Here is an 18,180-nt window from a genome sequence, read left to right as displayed (position 1 = left end):
TCAACTCCATGACTGGCTGGCAGCAGGTCAGAATAGCTGAAAATCAGAAGGTGAGGATAACTTTCCCCTTCACCCGGCGCTCCATGATGTCGGCAAAGGCCTTGGCAAATTCGTCCAGCGGATAGGCCGCTGAAATGTGCGGCACGATCTTCCCGGCCTCATAGAGGTCAAAAAGCTCTTTCATGTTCTGCGCATTCTCGCGCGGATTGCGGCCCGCCCAGGCGCCCCAGAACACGCCGAGAATGTCGCGGCTGTTGAGCAGGGCCAGATTGAGCGGAACTTTCGGGATCAGACCGGCAGCAAAGCCGATGACAAGATAGCGCCCGCCCCACCCCGTGGCCCGCAAGGCAGCTTCGGAATAATCGCCGCCCACCGGATCATAGACGACATCGACGCCCTTGTTCGCGGTGATCTCGCGCACCCGGGCCTTCAGGTCCTCAGCTGTATAGTTGATGAGCTCATCGGCGCCCGCCTCTTTGGCAATTTCCAGCTTTTCAGCCGTGCTGGCCGCCGCGATCACCTTCGCGCCCATGGCCTTGGCCAGCTGCACCGTGGCGAGCCCAACCCCGCCCGCAGCGCCCAGCACCAGCACGGTCTCTCCCGGCTGCAGCTTCGCGCGCTGCTTGAGCGCGTGATAGGAGGTACCGTAAATCGTCGTGAAGGCGGCGGCGTGTTCAAAGCTCATGGAATCGGGGATCGGGATGACTTGCGCAGCCGGCGCGACGGCCTGCTCGGCAAACCCGCCCAGCATGGTCGCCACGATCACCCGGTCACCGGGCTGGAAGCCGCTGGTGTTCTTGCCAAGCTCGGACACGATGCCCGCGCATTCCGTCCCCGGAATGAATGGGAAGGGCGGTTGGGCCTGATACTTGCCTTCAACCAGCAGAATGTCGGGAAAATTGACACCTGCAGCCTTCACATCGACCTGCACAAAGCCCTCGTTCAGCGGCGGGGCATCAACCTCGGCCACTTCCAGATTCTCGTAAGGGCCGAATTCCTTGCAGATCAGAGCGCGCATATGGGGGTGTCCTCTCTCGAACAGGTCAGGTCAGTTGCGCGAGACCATAAAGGCTGGTGCCCGCAAAGGGCAATGCGCGAACCCTGCGCCTTGCTGGACGGCAAACGGCCCTGTCCGCGAAGCTGCCGGCAGGGCCGTTCAAGCGTCAGCGTTTCCGCCTAGAAGTAGAAGCGCAGGCCGACTTCCAGAATGTTGGACTGGTTTTCGACATCCAGCGTGGCCGGGAACAGGTTCACGTTGAAGTCCACGTCCTGCGTTGCGCGGTAACGATAGCCGCCAAACAGCTGGACGCGATCTGACACATCGTAGCTCGCACCGGCCATGAGCTGGTAGGCAAAGACGGTTTCGCTGTCATTGATGATGTCGACATCGGACGGGTTGTACCGGACCTTCACGTTCGACGCGCCGATACCGGCACCGGCATAGAGCCCCAGCGGACCTTGCAGGTCAAAATCGTAATAGGCATTGATCATGAAGCTGGTATTGCGGATCACTCCGCGCCCGTCAGCGACGAGATCCGCCACCGTCACGCCCAGCGCCGGGGAGCCGGTAATCAGCACGGCCGCATCAGCGCCGCCGATCGGATTGCCACCGGCCGAGACGTCGGTATGGGTATCCACATCGCTGGATGAATAGCCGATTTCTGCTTCCATCCGCAGCCCGCTCTGAAGACGCCAGCCATAGGCCGCGCTGACAAAGGCGCCGGTGTCGAACTCTGTGCTCCAGCCCAGCGGCGTACCGGACGGCAGCACTGTGCCTGCCGGCACGGCGACACCGTCGCCGGTTGTGAAGTCCTGCGTGAAGCTGCCGGAATTGGCGCTGTCGCGCTGGAAATTGAACCCGGCAGATGCCGAAACATATTGCTGCGCGGACGCGCCTGCGCCGAGCACCAGGGCCAGCGCAGACGCCGTGAGTCCGGCCTTCAGGGCCGGTTTGCCGAATTTGAAGCTCATCTCGGTCTCCCTCTTGGAAGGTTGAAAGTGTTATGCTGTATCGGATATGCAATAGTATATAGACCGGACAAGGGCGTGGTGTGCTTTTTCGCCGGTTGTGCGGATACGCGTGATCCGGGAGGCGGAGCCGAACACAGTCCGCCGCTTGCCCGGACCACCCATGCCCCGCGTGCATTGCGAGGAGAAGTGTCGTAATGGACGAACTGGCACCGGAGCGATTCCCTGCGCCCGGAAACGACAACCAGACGGCAAACACGCCGCATGCCCTTCGCCCGGAGACGGCCATGACCGCATCCCCTGTCCTGCATTCGGAGCGTCAACGCGAATTGCTGGACATGCTGTCGGTCGCCGCCGTGGCGGACCGGTCAGGGCCGGTGTCCTTGCGCCAGTTCGCCATCAGGGCAGGCGTTTCCGAGCCCACGCTGCGGCACTTCTTCAAGGACCGTCAGGGCGTCGTCATCGCCATCCTCCACCATTTCGCGCGGCAGGCGGAGGCATGGCTCGCCAGGTCAGCCGAAGCGGGCGGCAATCTGGAGGACTCGGTCAAGGGCTATCTCGATCTCGCGCTTCAGGGCTTTGACAACTCCCTCTTCGTGCAGGCCCACGCCTTCGCTCTGGTGGAGTCCATTCATGACCCGGTGGTCGGGCGCGCTTATCTCGACATCGTCGTCGAGCCGTCCCTGAAAGCCATAGAGGCACGCCTGGGCCCCGGCATCGATCCGGGCGGACAAAGCCCTGATCGGGTTCGCCACAGCGCCCTGGCGCTCTATTCCACCATGCTGTTTGCGATACTGCACCAGCGCCTGCTGCACGGCGAAGAGGCCCGCCCGCTCGACATGAGCGGCTTCTTTGCCGATCTGGTGACCCTGTTCGGTACCGGTCTCGCAGCAAAGGCTTGATAATGCGCCGCCAGCCTCCGATAACCGGTCCGTCCGTGATGACCGGGAGCCGGCGTGCCCATGTTTCTGCGCAATATCTGGTATTATGCCTGCCCGGCCGGGGATGTGAAGCCGGGCAAGATGCTGCACAAGGTCCTGCTGGGCGAACCGGTGGTGATTGCGCGCGCAAGGGATGGCGAGGTATTCGCCCTGCGCGATCTGTGTCCCCATCGCGGCGTGCCGCTATCGGCCGGACGGCTGTGCGCGCAGGGCAGCACGATTGACGGAAAGACCCTGTCCGAGCCGCAGATCGAATGCCCCTATCATGGCTGGCGCTTTGGACCCGATGGCAGCTGCCGGGCCATACCCTGCCTGGTTGAAGGCCAGGAGATGGATATCGGCAGGATCCGCGTTCGGCGTTATCCGGTCCGCGAGCTGCAGGGCAATCTCTGGATATGGATGCCTACGGCGAGTGACGGCCCTGTGCTGGGCGATACACCAGAGCCCGACCACGAACCCCCGGTCATGCCGGAAGTGGGCGAACGTATGCCTGCCCTGGTCGAGCGCATGGTCTTCGACTGCCATGTCGATCACGCCGTTATCGGCCTGATGGATCCGGCACACGGGCCTTATGTCCACCGCTCGGTCTTCTGGCGGTCGGAAAAATCCATGCACGAGAAGGAAAAAGCGTTCGGACCCAGCGAGCTCGGCTTTACAATGCTGCCGCACACGCCGTCGAAAAACTCGCGCTTTTACAAAATCCTCGGCGGCAATCTGACCACCGCGATCAGCTTCCGCCTGCCGGGCGTGCGCGTGGAGCACATCACGGCCGGCACGCGCGGCCGTGTTGTCGGACTGACCGCAGTGACCCCGCTCACCGAAACTTCCACCGAGGTGACACAGAGCTTCTACTGGACACTGCCCGTGCTGGGCGCGCTGAAGCCCGTACTGCGGCCCTTCGTGCGCTCCTTCCTGAAGCAGGATGGCGACATGGTGAACATCCAGAAGGAAGGGCTGAAATTTGATCCCCGCCTGATGCTCATCAATGACAGCGATGTGCAGGCCAAATGGTATTTCCGCCTGAAGGACGCCTGGGAAAAGGGTGGCGGCATGCGCGCGGGGTTCGAAAACCCGGTTCAACCCGCCACGCTGCGCTGGCGCAGCTGAGGCATTTGCAGGACTGGACCCGTACAGCCCCGCCGGGCATGGTAGGCGCTTCCCCGAACAGCTGACGAGTTTGCCCCGTGACAGAGACGAGCCCTGCGACGCGCGCCGACAAGCGCGGTGTAATGACCCGCTTTCTTGATGGTGTGGAGTGGCTGGGCAATCTCCTGCCCCACCCTGTCACCCTGTTTGCGATCCTGGCCGGCCTGATGATCCTGGCATCGGGCCTGTTTGGCGGGCTTCTGGAAGTCGCCGTGGAAGACCCGCGCCCCGAAGGCGCCAGCGGACGCGCCGCCGACGGCATGATCCGCGCGGTCAGCCTGATGAACGAGGATGGCTTCCGGCGCATTTTCACCAGCCTCACCACCAATTTCACCAGCTTTGCGCCGCTGGGCGTGGTGCTGGTGGCGATGCTGGGCGTCGGCGTCGCTGAGAAATCCGGCCTTCTGTCGGCCGCCGTGCGCTCCATCGTGCTGGGTGCCAACCGGCATACCGTTACCGTCGCCGTGGTGTTTGCGGGCGTGCTGTCCAATACCGCTTCGGAGATGGGCTATGTCGTGCTGGTACCGCTGGCCGGCGCCGTGTTCTACGCGCTCGGACGCCACCCGCTGGCGGGCATGGCCGCCGCCTTCGCGGGCACGTCGGGCGGCTATAGCGCAAACCTCCTGATCGGCACGATTGACCCGCTGCTGGCCGGCATCACCACCGAGGCCGCGCAGCTGATCGACCCGGCCTATGTCGTGTCGGCGCCCGCCAACTGGTATTTCATGGTGATCTCCACCTTCATGATCACGATTGTCGGTTCGCTGGTCACCATCTTCATCGTGGAGCCGAAACTCGGACCCTACGATTCCAGCCGCGCTGACCCGGCCGTGCTCGACAAGAACATGATGCAGCCCGTCTCCGGCACGGAGAAAAAGGGCCTTGCCTGGGCGGGTATCGCCACGCTGGCCGTGTTCGCGGCCATGGCCTGGACGCTGATGCCAGAGATCGATCTGGCCAGCTGGCTGCCCGGCTGGGGTGCGCTTCGCAATCCCGACACCGGCTCCATCTTCCAGCAGGCGCCCTTCTTTACCGGTTTCGTGACTTGGATTTTCCTCTTCTTCCTGATCGTGGGCTTTGCCTATGGCCGCGCCGCCGGGACGATGAAAAATGACCGCGATGTGATCGACGGCATGGCGTCTGCCATCTCCACGCTCGGCCTCTATATCGTGCTGGTTTTCTTTGCAGCCCAGTTCGTGGCGTTTTTCGGCTGGTCGAACCTCGGCGCGATCACCGCCGTCACCGGCGCGCAGTTCTTGCAGGATACCGGCCTTACCGGCCCGGCCATCTTTGTCGGCTTCATCCTGATGTGCTGCTTTGTGAACCTGATGCTGGGCTCGGCGAGCGCGCAATGGGCGGTCACCGCACCCATCTTCGTGCCCATGCTGATGCTGGTCGGCTACTCGCCGGAAGTCATTCAGGCCGCCTACCGGATTGGCGACAGCTCCACCAATATCATCACCCCGATGATGAGCTATTTCGGCCTGATCCTCGCCTGGATGACCCGCTATGACAAAAAGCTCGGGATCGGCACCGTCATCGCGATGATGCTGCCCTATTCGATCTTTTTCCTCGTCACCTGGGTCGCGCTGTTCTTCCTGTGGACATTCGGCCTCGGCCTGCCGGTCGGCCCCGGTTCGCCAACCTTCTACGAGATGCCGGGCGGGTAATTATTGCTGGCGTGCGCCGGTGCCTTCAATGGCACCGGCCGCCGCTGCAGCGGGTGCCAGTATGATCTCGGTTGCCTGACGCACCACATTGATCGAGAGGCTCAAGGGCCCGCGCACGGCGCCCGCCCGGGGCGCGGCCTCGACCCCGAAATCGCGCGTGCCCGCGAAAAGCGCGATCAGTTCCGGCGACATGGTCAGCGTGGAGTGGCGCAGCGGATCAGCCGTATCGAAGCCGGAAACGTCCACAACGGTGAGGCGCAAGTCCGACACCTCCTCGATGGATCTGAGTGACCCAAGCCGGTCGGTCTGTCCGCGTAGAGCCGCCGATGCCTGCAGGGCCCGGTCACGGGTAGAAGTAAAGACGATGAAATCAATGTCGGACGCGTCACCAATCGTGGCGAGCTGGCTGCGGAAGACGTCCACACTAACATCCGGCGACATCAGGGCCACCTGCCCGATCCGGTTCAGTACCGCACTATCGCCAGCCTCGGACAGGTCGCGCAATGTTTCCAGCGTCAGCATGGAGCCCATGGAATGGGCAATGATCATGATGCGGTCGGCCTGTGCCCGTGAGGCAAGGCGCAGCGTGCTGGCGAGCCCGTCCCGGCTGATGAAGACGCTGTCGAGATCGTAGGCATAGTAGCGCGGGTCACCGGCACTCGGCCATGCGAAGTAGAGCGGCACGCCGGGTATCTCGAAATCGTGCATCATCTGGGCAAAGCGGAACAGGCCGCTGCCGAAGGTTTCGTTATAGCCATGCACGAAAACGACGAGGATGCGCTCCTCCTCGTCGAGCTGGGACAGCTTGCGGTTCAGCGCGCCCAGGAAGGCCTCCTCCCCGTGCAGCGTCTCGGCAAAGGCGAGCGTGAAATGGCGCATCGGGTCCGGCGTGCCGCGCGGATAGCGGATGCGGCCCGGCTCACGGTCCGGCGGAACGGAGACAGTGTGCACGCCATAGCTCAGTGTCTCGGCGCGCTCCCGGCCGAACAGCGTCGCATCATGTGTCGGCGCCCGGGCGGATACGGTCAGTACCGGCTCGCGCGCCACGTCACCGGGAAGTTCGGCAAAGTCCGATACGCGAAGCGTGGGTGCGCAGGCGCTGACCGAGGCCAGTGCCAACATGGCACCGATGACAGCCCGCAGGGCCGTCAGCCGTCGCGGGAGCGCATCTGCCGCAGCGAGAAAATATCCGCCGACATCCATCGGAAAAAGCCGCCATCTTCGAGGAAAACCGACGCGATATTGGTATCGCCTGGCTCGAAGTGGAAGACTTCGCGCAAAGTGCGCGAGAACGCAAGCGCAGGCGCGATGCGCACCGAATGCCCGCGGAAGGCATCGCGGACCCGCAGTGCCTGATCGTCACTGAACACCTGATTGGGAACCAGCATGATGCGCGGCTTCACGCCGGTCGGCTCCGACATGCGGCTGGCGGCCTCCTCCAGTTCCGGCAGATAGGCCTTGGTCGCCATGATATCGGCGTCGGAGACGGCAACCGGCACGAAGATGATGTCCGGCCTGATGGCCGGCACCATGGTTTCGGCAGGAAATCCCGCCGGCGTATCGACAAACAGCACATCGCTGGAAGCCCGGCGATTGTCCAGGGCGGACCTGACGGCATCGGGCGCAACCCTGTGCCCCTCGCCATGCTCATCGGCCAGATAGAAGGATTGCACACCCGAGCCGGAGAACCGGCGAACGGCGTTATAGGTGGTGCGCAACCGGTCGAAATCGATCACGCACACGCGCAGATCATGCGTCGCGGCAAAATGGATGGCGCTGAGGAAGGCAAGCGTGCTCTTCCCCGCACCACCCTTGGCGTTCGCGAACATAACGGTGGTGCAGCTCATGGCCCTGCCGTCCTGCTTTCCTCAACTGCCACGATCAGTGTGCAGATCAGGATTCGCTGTCGTCATCGCCGGCCGGAGAGGAGCTCTCTGCGGGCTTGGGCGCCGAGCCGGTGTCGCGTGCCGATTGCGAGATCGCCGAACGCAGATTGCTCAGCGACGAGGTGCCTTCGGTGCGCGTGGCACGCCCTTGCGTATTGATCTGCCCGACAAGCTGCGCACCCTCATGGGCTTCCAGCGAGCCATAGGTGATCTGGCCTTCAATGCGGCCGGCTTCCCGGATGGTCAGCTTGCCCGAGAGCACCAGCGTGTCTTCGACACTGCCCATGATATCGGCGGTTTCGCTGGAGATGTCGCCGGCGACATGGCCCTTCTCGCCCACGATCAGATGGACGGCGCGCAGCTTGCCGCTGAACTGGCCGTCAATGCGCGCGGCACCATCAACATCAAGGACGGCACCTTCCACGGAACATTTTTCGCCCATGAAGAAGGCGAGATCCTCGCCATTGTCAGGAATGCCGATCTTGGAGGATTTGGAGGCAGAAGAGGAATTGCTCATGAGGGGACCCCAGCTCTTTTGTGATTTATTGCAGTGCTAGCCGAAAGGCGGGCACTTATCCAGCACCGGACTGAGCGCAAGAGCAAGTCTTTGATGCCGGTAAACCGGGGTAATTCACCCGCCGGCTTCAGGATAGGACACAGTCCACACACCGCGTCACGGCCGGATCGATTTCCAGCCGTTTCACCGCAATAGCCTCGCCGCATTCATCGCACCAGCCGAACTCGCCGGCCTCCAGCCGGGAGAGGGCGTCCTGCAACTGCCTGCGGCGTGCGGTCCGGCGGCGCTCTGAGGCCTGGGCCATGGCCTGAACCTGCAGCGAATCGATACGCGAAACGCGCCCGATGCTCTGCTGGTCCAGCTCCACCGGCGAGCGGTCCGCATTGCCCGCCTCGGTCAGCGCCCGCAACTGCTCCAGCTCGGCCTCGATCAGCGGGCGGAAACGGGCAGCAAGTGTTTCGCGGGAGTGGCTCTTGTCCGTCATCAGTCCCGATACTAGCGAAACAGCATCACCGGCACAGGGCAGATGCGCAGCATCTCAGTGGTCGTGCTGCCAATCACCAGATTGCGGATGCGTGAATGGCCATACGCCCCCATCACCAGCAAGCCGATCCCGCGCACCGCAATACGCTGCGAGATAACATCTTCCGGCTTGCCCGCGATGATCTCGGCCGTCACATCATGCCCGCCCGCGCGAAGTATCCCGGCTGCATTTTCCAGCTTCAACCGGCGCGCTGGCGCATCCTCGCCCACCGAGACGATATCGATGGGTATGCCGGCAAGGAGCTTGCCATTGGCGAGATGAGCAACAGCCTTGTCGGCGCTGGCTCCGCCATCATACGCGATGAGGGCGCGCTGAACAGGCTGGAAGGCCCGCGACGATGCCAGCACGGGCTTCGTAGCTGCGCGCACGATACGCTCCAGATTCGAGCCCAGATGGCCTTTGGCAAAGTCCGCAGCTTCGCCGCGCTTGCCTATGATGATCAGGTCTGCGCTGGCTTCGACATCGTGTATCGCCTCAACGATATCGCCATGGCGCAGGCGTGCCGTAGCGCTGGTGATCCCCGCCGCCTCAAGTTCTGCCTTGGCGGCGTCCAGAATGACCCGTCCGCGTTCCTTCGCGAGCTTTGCCCGGTCAGCATCATGCTGCGCGAGTTTTTCCAGCAGGTCGGATCGCGCACCGAGGGTGAGATTGCCTGAGAGATTGACGGGCTGGCTGGCCGTGCCGCGCCGTCCCAGCACGTGGAGCAGCTCGACACTGGCCCCTGTCTTGCCGGCAACCCAGCCTGCGTGAGCACACACGCTGCTTGCGTAGATGGAACCGTCGATCAGGGCGATGATATGGGTCATGTCCAGCCTCCTAATGGCCCATCAGGCGTTCGAGCGCGCCCGGCTGGTCGTGAATGCCCAGCCGGTCAACAAGCGTGCGGCTGGCATCATTCATGCCCTTGATTTCCACCTCGGCGCCTTCACGCCGGAATTTGAGCACCGCCATGTCGATCGCTGCCACGCTGGAGAGGTCCCAGATATGGGCAGCCGACAGGTCAATCGTCACCTTGTCCAGCGCTTCGCGGAAGTCGAACGCCTTTATGAAGTCCTCCGAGGAGGCGAAGAAGAGCTGTCCGGTGACAATGTAGGTGCGTTCGCGGCCATCTTCGCTGGCGATGGTAGTGACGGCAAAATTGCGCGAGACACGCCAGGCGAAGAAAATGCCGGAGAGCAACACGCCCACGCCCACCCCGATCGCGAGGTTATGGCTGAAGATCACCGTGGCAACCGTCGCGATCATTACGAAGCTGGAGCTTTTGGGGTGATCGCGCAGATTCTTCACCGAGCGCCACGAGAAGGTGCCGATGGACACCATGATCATGATGGCGACGAGCGCGGGCATGGGGATCAGCCCCACCCAATCGCCCAGTACCAGGATCATGAAGAGCAGGAACAGACCCGCCATCAGCGTGGACAATCGCCCGCGTCCGCCCGATTTGATGTTGATGATCGACTGGCCGATCATCGCGCAACCCGCCATGCCGCCGATAAAGCCGGTGGCAGTATTCGCAATGCCCTGCCCGATACACTCCCGGTTGCGGTCCGAAGGCGTGTCGGTGAGATCGTCGACGATCTGCGCTGTCAGGAGCGATTCCAGAAGGCCCACCATCGCTACCGCCGCCGAGTAGGGCAGGATGATCATCAGGGTTTCGAAGTTGAACGGAATGTCCGGAATCAGGAACATCGGCAGGGTGGAGGGCAGTTCGCCCATATCCGATACGGTGCGCACATCGAGCCCCAGCCATATCGCCAGCCCCGTCAGCACCACGATGCAGATCAGCGGCGAGGGAATGGCTTTGGTCAGATACGGAAAGCCGTAAATGATGGCGAGTCCGCCGGCAACCATGGCGTAGGTCACCCAGCTCACATTGGTCAGTTCGGGGATCTGCGCCAGGAAGATCAGGATCGCGAGCGCGTTGACGAAGCCGGTCAGCACCGAGCGCGACACAAAGCGCATGACAAAGCCGAGCTTGAGCACCCCCGCACCGATCTGGAGAAGGCCTGCCAGCACGGTCGCGGCCAGCAGGTATTGCAGGCCGTGATCACGCACAAGCGTGACCATCAGCACGGCCGTCGCTGCCGTTGCCGCCGAGATCATGCCCGGACGCCCGCCGGTGAAGGCGATCAGCACCGCGATGGAAAAGCTGGCATAGAGTCCGACCGCCGGATCAACACCGGCAATGATCGAGAAGGCAATCGCCTCGGGGATCAGCGCGAGCGCAACCACCAGGCCTGCCAGTACATCGCCTCGCACATTACCGAACCACTCGCTACGAATGCGACGGAGAATCTCGGAATCAAAACCGGGCAATGTCATGTGCGGGCCTCGCAAGGCATGAGCCCGGCCTATGGCTGTCCCTGAAAGAAGCAGCCACGGCGCCGGACACCGATGTCAGATTGCGCGCCAAGCCGCAGCAAGGGCGGGAGCGCTGTTCAGCGCCGCTCTATATGCTGCGGCGCACCATGGCAAGAGCGAATCCCGGCCTGCATGGCCGGTATGCACGCATTCAGGATATATTGGGCATGGCTACGCCCGCTCTCGTGCCACCTGTTCAAGTTCACGCGCCAAATGATCGGCCAGCCGCCGCGCTGGCAAGCCGGCATCGGGCAGGTTCAGAAGAACGATCTCCGCATCAGTCAGTGCCGGCATGCGCTCGCCGGCATCAATGCACAGATCGTCCGGCGCCATCCCCTCCGGCAGAACGGCCACACCCAGACCCGCGCGCACCGCCGCCAGGCAACCCGCCAGTGACCCGCACACATAAGCCGGGCGCGCCCGCCGGCCGGCCCGTGCCAGTGCCTCCACCGCCCGCTTGCGGTAGACGCACGGCTCGGGGCTGACGACGAGGCCTGTAACCTCGCCCGGCTCGAAAAGCTCTGGTCCCGCGCCTACCCAGACCAGCCTTTCCGCCCATACGCGCTGCGGATCGGCCCCCGAGGCCGGTTCACGCTTGACCAGAACCACATCCAGCTTGCCACCGCGATACATGTCCATGAGGTTCAGCGTCAGGTCACACGTCACCTCCAGCTGCACCCCCGGATAGGCTTTCGCGAACCGGGCCAGCGCCCGCGGCAGATAGGCGGTCGCGAAATCCTCTGGCGTGCCCAGGCGCACAAAGCCAGTCACATCACCGGTCCGGAACGCGGCCAGCGTCTCGTCATGCAGGCTGGCCAGCCGTTCCGCGAACGGCAGGAACCGCTCGCCCGCCGGTGTCAGGGTGACAGCCCTCGCATTGCGCCGGAACAGCCGCACGCCCAGCACCCTCTCCAGCCGTCTGATCTGCAGGGACACCGCCGACTGGGTGCGCAGCACCTCCTCACCGGCGCGCGTGAAACTGCCCGTGCGTGCCACCGCCAGAAAGGCGCTGACAAGGTCCAGATCGATCCGGTCGGCCAGGGTAATCATGAGTTTTCCTCATTGATTGAGGTGCGCTGTTCAATTTTTCAAATCTGAATGCCTGAAGCAGTGTCCCCGCGCAAGGGCGCATGCCGCGCCCGCCAGCGATCATGGAGACCGAAAGATGAACCACCAGCCGAGTCCCTCGACAGCGTTCCGGACCGCCACGCGCGTGCCCGTCCCGGTGACGGTTGCCCACGGCGACGGTATTGGTCCGGAAATCATGAAGGCGTGCCTGCGTATTCTCGAGGCGGCGGGCGCATGTATAGCGCCCGAGCCCATCGAGATCGGCGAAAAGATCTATCTGCGCGGCGTCAGTGCTGGGATCGAGCCGGAAGCCTGGGAGAGCCTGCGGCGCACGAAGGTGTTCTACAAGGCGCCCATCACGACGCCCCAGGGCGGCGGCTTCAAATCGCTCAATGTCACTGTACGCAAGTCTCTGGGCATGTTTGCCAATGTGCGCCCCTGCGCTTCGCTGCATCCGTTTGTCGAGACGAAGCACCCCGGCATGGACGTCGTCATCATCCGGGAGAACGAGGAGGATCTCTACGCCGGGATCGAGCACCGCCAGACCGACGAGGTCTATCAGTGCCTGAAACTCTTCTCGCGTCCGGCAACCGAACGGATCATCCGCTATGCCTTCGAGTACGCGCGCGCCAATGGCCGGCGCAAGGTCACCTGCTTCTCCAAGGATAATATCATGAAGCTGACCGACGGCCTCTATCACCGCATCTTTGACGAGATCGCACCGGACTATCCCGAGATCGAGGCCGAGCACTGGATCATCGATATCGGCGCAGCCAGGCTCGCCGCCAATCCCGGCCAGTTCGACGTCATCGTCATGGCCAATCTTTATGGCGACATCCTCTCCGACGTGGCCGCCGAGATCACCGGCTCGGTCGGGCTCGGCGGTTCGGCCAATATCGGCGAGCACTGTTCCATGTTCGAGGCCATTCACGGCTCCGCACCGCGCCGCGCCGGCCACAACAGCGCCAACCCGTCCGGCCTCCTGCTCGCCGGCGTGCAAATGCTCACCCATATCGGTCAGGGCGAGGCGGCGGCCCGCGTCCAGAACGCGTGGGCCAAAACGATCGAGGATGGCATCCACACCAATGACATTTTCCGGGCCGCCACTTCCCGCCAGATGGTGACCACATCGGCGTTTGCCGATGCCGTCATTGCCCGGCTGGGCGAGACGCCTTCACACCTTCCAGCCGTCAGTGCCGATAGCGGGCGTGGTGCGCCTGCCATTCCTTCCGTCATCCGCCGCACGCCGCAAAAGCGCGAGATGGCGGGCATAGACGTCTTCGTTCACTGGACGGGTGACGATCCCGATACGCTGGCCCGGGCCGTCAGCGCCGCTGTGCGTGATGGCGGCCCGGAGCTGGTGATGATCTCCAACCGGGGCGTGAAAGTCTGGCCCGATGGCCTGCCGGAAACCTTCAGGACCGATCACTGGCGCTGCCGCTTCATGTTCGACGGCCTGGGCAATCGCGGCATGGTGGCCGAGCTGATGGTCCGCCTTGCCCGCGAGGGGATCGACTTCATCAAGACCGAGCAGCTGTACAATTTCGATGGCAAGCCCGGCTTCTCCCTGGGCCAGGGACAGTAGACAGCCCGGTGTCAGGAGCGGAGGCCATGGCGCTCCTGACATGCCCGCCGGCATGCATGATTTATTCAGGCCCGCCTTGCCTCCGCCGCAGGGTGCGCGCCGCAAACCACAGGCACAGCGAGGCCAGCACGCACCATCCGGCCATGAAGATCAGCTGGTCTGGCAGATCGATCCCCTGATCGATCAGCACACCCGTCAGGCCCGGCCCCAGGGCAGTGGAGAACACCATGGCCGATACGATGATGGCGCGTATGCCGCCAAGATGCGTGACGCCATAGACATCCGGCCAGAGCGCACCGAGCAGGGTCGCGGTAAAGCCATAGCTCACCCCGACCAGGAACATGAACAGATAGACGCCCCAGACCGGCGTCAGCAGCCCTGCGCTCAGACTCGCAATGGCAAGAGGGACGAGAAAGAAGGGCAATATCCGCACGGTGCCGAAACGGTCGATCAGAGCGCCGCATACAAAGCCGAAAATGATCGTGGTTACCGCCATCAGCGGAAAGGCGCTGGCAAAGACCAGAGGGTCATAGCCGCGCAAGCCGATGAAATGGCCCTGATGGAAGAAGATCGTGGTTCCGATAAAGGGCGGGGCCAGCACACCGGTCAGCAGCAGGTAGAAGACCGGATCGCGCAAGACCTCGCCGCGCGTCCACTGGCGCTGCCGGTCTCCGGCTGATGCAGCAATGTCATCCCCCTGTGGCACACGCTCCCGCCGCAGCAGGGCCACCGCAAGAGGCCAGGCAATAAGCGCGATCAGGGCCGCTGACGCGATCCACGCCCCCTGCCAGCCCAGAAGGGCGGCGGCAGAGACAAAGACCACAGGCAGCAGCGCCTCGCCCAGCTGATGACCCGGCACGACCAGCGACACCGCCCGCCCGCGATTGGCCGCGAACCAGCGCCCGGTCTGGGTCAGCGCGATATGTGTCATCATGCCCTGTCCAAACAGGCGCAGCAGCCAGATGGCCAGCGCCAGCACAGCCACATGCGGCGCAAAGGCGACAAGCAGGCAAGCCGCCGCCAGCGCCGGCAGGGAAAAGCCTGCCACCTTCCACGCATCGGCGTGGTCCAGTGAGCGCCCGAGCCAGGGCAGAATGGCGGCGCTGGCCAGTGTGGCCAGCATATAGATGAGCCCGAACTCCCCTTCACTCAGGCCGAACCGGGCGCGCATGTCATTGCCGGAAAGCCCGATGAAGAAGGTCTGTCCGAAGGACGAGACGAAGGTCAGCAACAGACCGGCGGAAAGCCAGCGCGCATTGGTGCGGATAAAATCCAGCATGGCCGGGCTCCGCTACTGCCAGGACGGGAGGAAAGCAAGCAGGACAGACGGGATAGCAGAAAAATGGTGCCCAGGGGCGGAATCGAACCACCGACACGCGGATTTTCAATCCGCTGCTCTACCAACTGAGCTACCTGGGCACACCCGGGCGGGCCGGGAAGCGCGGTTTATAGGACCGGTTTTTGCCCCTGTCCATGGGGGTTGGCGCATCTTGCGCCCATGCTTTGCACATGAACGCCGCGTACTATGTGAACGCCGGTCACGCCTTGCCCGGCGCGATGTGCACTGCTAACCGGCTGATCCCGACCCGTTCCCTGCCTGACGAGACATATTCCCATGCAAGCTATCCTTCGCGGCCTTCTGGCCAGCACCGCCCTTTGTGCGATCGCCGGACCCGCTTTCGCCCAATTAGCCAGCGAGCCGCGCGATGTGATTACGATCACTGGCGGACGCGCGCCCGGCGCACTCGGGGCAGACCGTCCCGTGTCCACGATCAGCCGCGAGGAAATCGATGCTGCCGGCTTTTCGCGCATCGGCGAAGCGCTTGTCTTTGAGACCTTCGTCACCGGCTCGGAGTTCAACGAGGATCCCGGCACGCAGAATGACACCTCCGGCACGTCAAACGTAAACTTGCGCGGGCTGGGGCTTGGCGCAACGCTGGTGCTGGTCAACGGCCAGCGGCAGACGGTTGCCAGCGTGGCCGCAGATGACGGCTCCAGCTTTGTCGATTTCAACGCGCTGGTGCCCTCGCTGGCGGTCGAGCGGGTGGAAGTCCTGCGCGACGGAGCCTCGCCGGTCTATGGGGCCGATGCGGTGGCAGGCGTCATCAATGTCATCACGCGCGACCGCTTCGAGGGGGTTGAAGCCTTCGCCGAATGGCGCGGGCCCACAGAATTCTCCGGCTCAGGCGCGGGCTATACGCTCGGTGCCATCGCAGGCCGCGCAAGCGGCAACTGGCATATCACCGGTGCGATCGAATGGTTTGACCGGCAGGGGCTGGAAGGCTTCGAGACTCCGTTTGCGCCGGGTACGGGCCTCTCATCGCTGGGATCCCCAGGCTCCTACTACATACTCGCGCCCGGCGGCGGGTTTGAAGTGACCAATGCCACAGGCGGCCCGGCCCCGGTGCTCGATCCCGACTGTGTGGCCGCAGGCGGACGCCCGCTTGCCACCGGCGCACAGACTGCCTTCGGCCAGATCGGCTCGTGCGGGCTGGATTTCGGACAATTCTTCTCGGTTCTGACCGATGAGGAGCGCCTGTCCGGCTTTGCCGCCCTGTCCGGCGATTTCGGGGACACCCGCCTTGCCTTTCGCCTTGCCGGCAATGCGCAGGACGTCGAACGCGGCAACTCGCCCTCCCTGCCAAACCTGCGTTTTCCGGTAATCCCGCAAACCCACCCGGGCAACCCGTTCGGGCGCGATGTCGTCTGGCTCGGCCGCCCTCTGGGCGAGAGCGCCGGTGCCGCACGGAGGGAGTTTGAACACCGTACCTGGCGCGCCGAAGCGAGCCTTGAGCAAGATGTTCAGACCATGAACCGCGACTGGACGCTGAGCGCCGATCTGACTTACTCGCGCAACAGCTTGCGCGCGACCATCACCGATACGCTGGCAGACAATTTCAACGCGGCCCTCGCCGGGTTTGGCGGGGCAGACTGCCCGGTACGGGCGTCCGGGCAGGGCGTCGCAGCCGGCGACCCGTCACAGGGCTGCTTCTTCTTCAACCCGTTCGGCTCCGGCGTGCTCGTCACCGACGCGTCCGACCCGCGCTATAACGACCCTGCCGTGATCGACTACATCATCGGCGAGAATATCCGCAATTCGCACGCTGATCTCGTCACGGGTGAGTTCACAGCCGCGACGGAGGCGCTTCTAACCCTGCCCGCCGGACCGGTTTCGGCGGCCTTCGGCGTGCATTTGCGCCGCGAGAGCCTGCGTGTGGATCACGGCGATGATTTCAACGCGGACAATTTCCTGTTCATCGTCGGCGGGCCGGACTATTCGGGAGCGCGCAGCGCACAGGCAGTCTTCGCCGACGCAATTATTCCGGTTACGCAAGCGCTGCGCGTGCAGCTTGCCGCCCGCCATGAGCGTCAGGGCGATTTTTCGTCCACCGATCCGCGCATTGCCGCCGCGTTTGACCTGAACGACGCCATCACCTTGCGCGCGTCCTGGTCGCGCTCCTACCGCGCACCGTCGCTCCATCAGGAGGTCTCGGCGACGACCACGCTGCAATCGCTGACCATCGGCACGCAGGCTTTGTTCCGCCCGGTGCGCACGGTGGGTAATCCGGACCTTGATCCGGAACGTGCCCAGACCTTCTCCGCGGGCCTGTCGGCGCGTTTTGCCGGCATCAGCGCGACGCTGGACGGCTGGCGGGTGCGCTATGAGGATCTGATCGTGCGGGAAAGCGCGAACGCGATCATCGCCGCAGACCTGGCGGACAACGGCCAGTTTGACGATCCGCGCATCGAGCTGTCCCCGGCGGGCGACGTGGTGCTGGTGCGCGCCGCTTTCGTCAACGCGCCGCGCGTCGATGCATCTGGCATTGACCTCGCCTTGCGCGGTGATCCGCTCGATCTGGCAGGCGGATCATTGGGGTGGGGCGTGGACGCCAGCTGGATCGGCGAGTTCACGATTGTCGACCCAGTGCTTGATCGCGAGATTGACGCTCTGGGCAATCGCAACTTCACCAATTTTGCCCGCTCGGTACCGGACTGGCGCGCCAGCGCGTATCTGGACTGGACCAGCGGCGCATTCGGCGCCCGCGCTGGCGTGCGCCACATTGCCGGATACCGCAATGATGAGGGCGCGGGCAGCGATGTGGAAAGCTGGACCGTGCTCGACCTGCAGGGGCGTTACACGCTCGACCTCGCCGGAGCGGCTGTGACCGTCACCGCGGGCGCGCTCAACATCACCGATGAGTCTGCCCCCTTCGTGCCGACCCCGCTGGGCTATGACACCAAGGTTCATGATCCGCGCGGGCGGGTGGCCTATGTGCGCGTGGGGGCACAATTTTAAGTGATGCTCCGCCCATCCGGGCGTCGCTCCTCGCATAGGCTCGGGCGCGCGGTCGCGCTTTTCGGCGCTGCGCGCCGGGGTGACCATCCGGCCCCGTCAGGGGCCGCAAGGCCGACCGGCCGCCCGCGACTTTTCGCGGAACATCGCAGCCCGGATGGGCTGCGAAAACAAAAGAAACCGCATACCGGCTTTTGCCG

15 protein-coding genes and 1 tRNA gene are annotated in these 18,180 nt (G+C 63.8%); 5 read left to right on the top strand and 11 right to left on the bottom strand.

The features are described 5' to 3' along the window. Nucleotides 1-43: 43 nt before the first annotated feature. Nucleotides 44-1,018, bottom strand: a complete 975-nt coding sequence (locus IEV75_RS02035) for an NADPH:quinone oxidoreductase family protein (protein ID WP_188450868.1) — start codon at nucleotides 1,016-1,018, stop codon at nucleotides 44-46. A 158-nt stretch (nucleotides 1,019-1,176) separates the two neighbouring features. After that, complete coding sequence (locus IEV75_RS02030) at nucleotides 1,177-1,971, bottom strand: outer membrane protein (protein WP_188450867.1); 795 nt, start codon at nucleotides 1,969-1,971, stop codon at nucleotides 1,177-1,179. Nucleotides 1,972-2,255: 284 nt separating this feature from the next. Here IEV75_RS02030 and IEV75_RS02025 point away from each other — a divergent pair, with 284 nt between their 5' ends. The 3 genes from IEV75_RS02025 to IEV75_RS02015 all read left to right on the top strand — a co-directional run bounded on the left by IEV75_RS02025 (nucleotide 2,256) and on the right by IEV75_RS02015 (nucleotide 5,725). After that, nucleotides 2,256-2,870 (top strand): TetR/AcrR family transcriptional regulator, encoded by a 615-nt coding sequence (locus IEV75_RS02025; RefSeq protein ID WP_188450866.1) that lies wholly within the window; start codon nucleotides 2,256-2,258, stop codon nucleotides 2,868-2,870. A 60-nt stretch (nucleotides 2,871-2,930) separates the two neighbouring features. Next, entirely contained in the window at nucleotides 2,931-4,016 is a 1,086-nt protein-coding gene (locus tag IEV75_RS02020; RefSeq protein ID WP_188450939.1) for a Rieske 2Fe-2S domain-containing protein, read from the top strand. Nucleotides 4,017-4,138: 122 nt separating this feature from the next. After that, nucleotides 4,139-5,725 carry an AbgT family transporter gene (locus IEV75_RS02015; RefSeq protein ID WP_188450938.1) on the top strand — a complete coding sequence of 529 codons (1,587 nt, stop codon included), beginning with the start codon at nucleotides 4,139-4,141 and terminating at the stop codon, nucleotides 5,723-5,725. On the opposite strand, the gene IEV75_RS02010 is transcribed toward IEV75_RS02015, so the two are convergent. The 7 genes from IEV75_RS02010 to IEV75_RS01980 all read right to left on the bottom strand — a co-directional run bounded on the left by IEV75_RS02010 (nucleotide 5,726) and on the right by IEV75_RS01980 (nucleotide 12,083). Next, nucleotides 5,726-6,928 carry an alpha/beta hydrolase gene (locus IEV75_RS02010; RefSeq protein WP_188450865.1) on the bottom strand — a complete coding sequence of 401 codons (1,203 nt, stop codon included), beginning with the start codon at nucleotides 6,926-6,928 and terminating at the stop codon, nucleotides 5,726-5,728. It lies immediately after the preceding gene. Further along, entirely contained in the window at nucleotides 6,874-7,572 is a 699-nt protein-coding gene (locus tag IEV75_RS02005; RefSeq protein ID WP_188450864.1) for a ParA family protein, read from the bottom strand. Before IEV75_RS02005 ends, IEV75_RS02010 begins: the two co-directional genes overlap by 55 nt. A gap of 46 nt (nucleotides 7,573-7,618) precedes the next feature. Further along, entirely contained in the window at nucleotides 7,619-8,128 is a 510-nt protein-coding gene (locus tag IEV75_RS02000) for a bactofilin family protein (protein ID WP_188450863.1), read from the bottom strand. Nucleotides 8,129-8,255: 127 nt separating this feature from the next. After that, nucleotides 8,256-8,612 (bottom strand): TraR/DksA family transcriptional regulator, encoded by a 357-nt coding sequence (locus IEV75_RS01995; protein WP_188450862.1) that lies wholly within the window; start codon nucleotides 8,610-8,612, stop codon nucleotides 8,256-8,258. Nucleotides 8,613-8,623: 11 nt separating this feature from the next. Then, nucleotides 8,624-9,478, bottom strand: coding sequence for a universal stress protein (locus tag IEV75_RS01990; RefSeq protein WP_188450861.1), 855 nt, complete (start codon nucleotides 9,476-9,478; stop codon nucleotides 8,624-8,626). 10 nt (nucleotides 9,479-9,488) lie between these two features. After that, complete coding sequence (locus tag IEV75_RS01985; protein ID WP_188450860.1) at nucleotides 9,489-10,994, bottom strand: SulP family inorganic anion transporter; 1,506 nt, start codon at nucleotides 10,992-10,994, stop codon at nucleotides 9,489-9,491. A gap of 210 nt (nucleotides 10,995-11,204) precedes the next feature. Further along, nucleotides 11,205-12,083: a LysR family transcriptional regulator gene (locus IEV75_RS01980; protein ID WP_188450859.1), complete on the bottom strand. Its 879-nt coding sequence runs from the start codon at nucleotides 12,081-12,083 to the stop codon at nucleotides 11,205-11,207. Nucleotides 12,084-12,198: 115 nt separating this feature from the next. Here IEV75_RS01980 and IEV75_RS01975 point away from each other — a divergent pair, with 115 nt between their 5' ends. After that, nucleotides 12,199-13,686, top strand: a complete 1,488-nt coding sequence (locus IEV75_RS01975) for an NADP-dependent isocitrate dehydrogenase (RefSeq protein WP_188450858.1) — start codon at nucleotides 12,199-12,201, stop codon at nucleotides 13,684-13,686. Nucleotides 13,687-13,747: 61 nt separating this feature from the next. On the opposite strand, the gene IEV75_RS01970 is transcribed toward IEV75_RS01975, so the two are convergent. Then, a complete protein-coding gene (locus tag IEV75_RS01970; RefSeq protein WP_188450857.1) occupies nucleotides 13,748-14,965 on the bottom strand; it encodes an MFS transporter in 1,218 nt (405 codons plus the stop codon). Between the two features lie 64 nt (nucleotides 14,966-15,029). Continuing rightward, nucleotides 15,030-15,105, bottom strand: a tRNA-Phe gene (locus tag IEV75_RS01965). A 196-nt stretch (nucleotides 15,106-15,301) separates the two neighbouring features. Between IEV75_RS01965 and IEV75_RS01960 the strand changes: the two genes are divergently transcribed. Continuing rightward, nucleotides 15,302-17,983, top strand: coding sequence for a TonB-dependent receptor (locus tag IEV75_RS01960; protein ID WP_188450856.1), 2,682 nt, complete (start codon nucleotides 15,302-15,304; stop codon nucleotides 17,981-17,983). Nucleotides 17,984-18,180: the final 197 nt, after the last annotated feature.

Source organism: Glycocaulis albus (assembly GCF_014639075.1).
Classification (GTDB): Bacteria; Pseudomonadota; Alphaproteobacteria; order Caulobacterales; family Maricaulaceae; genus Glycocaulis; species Glycocaulis albus.
The sequence above is the reverse complement of the archived record's forward strand: the minus strand, read 5'-3'. Positions and strand labels throughout refer to the sequence as shown.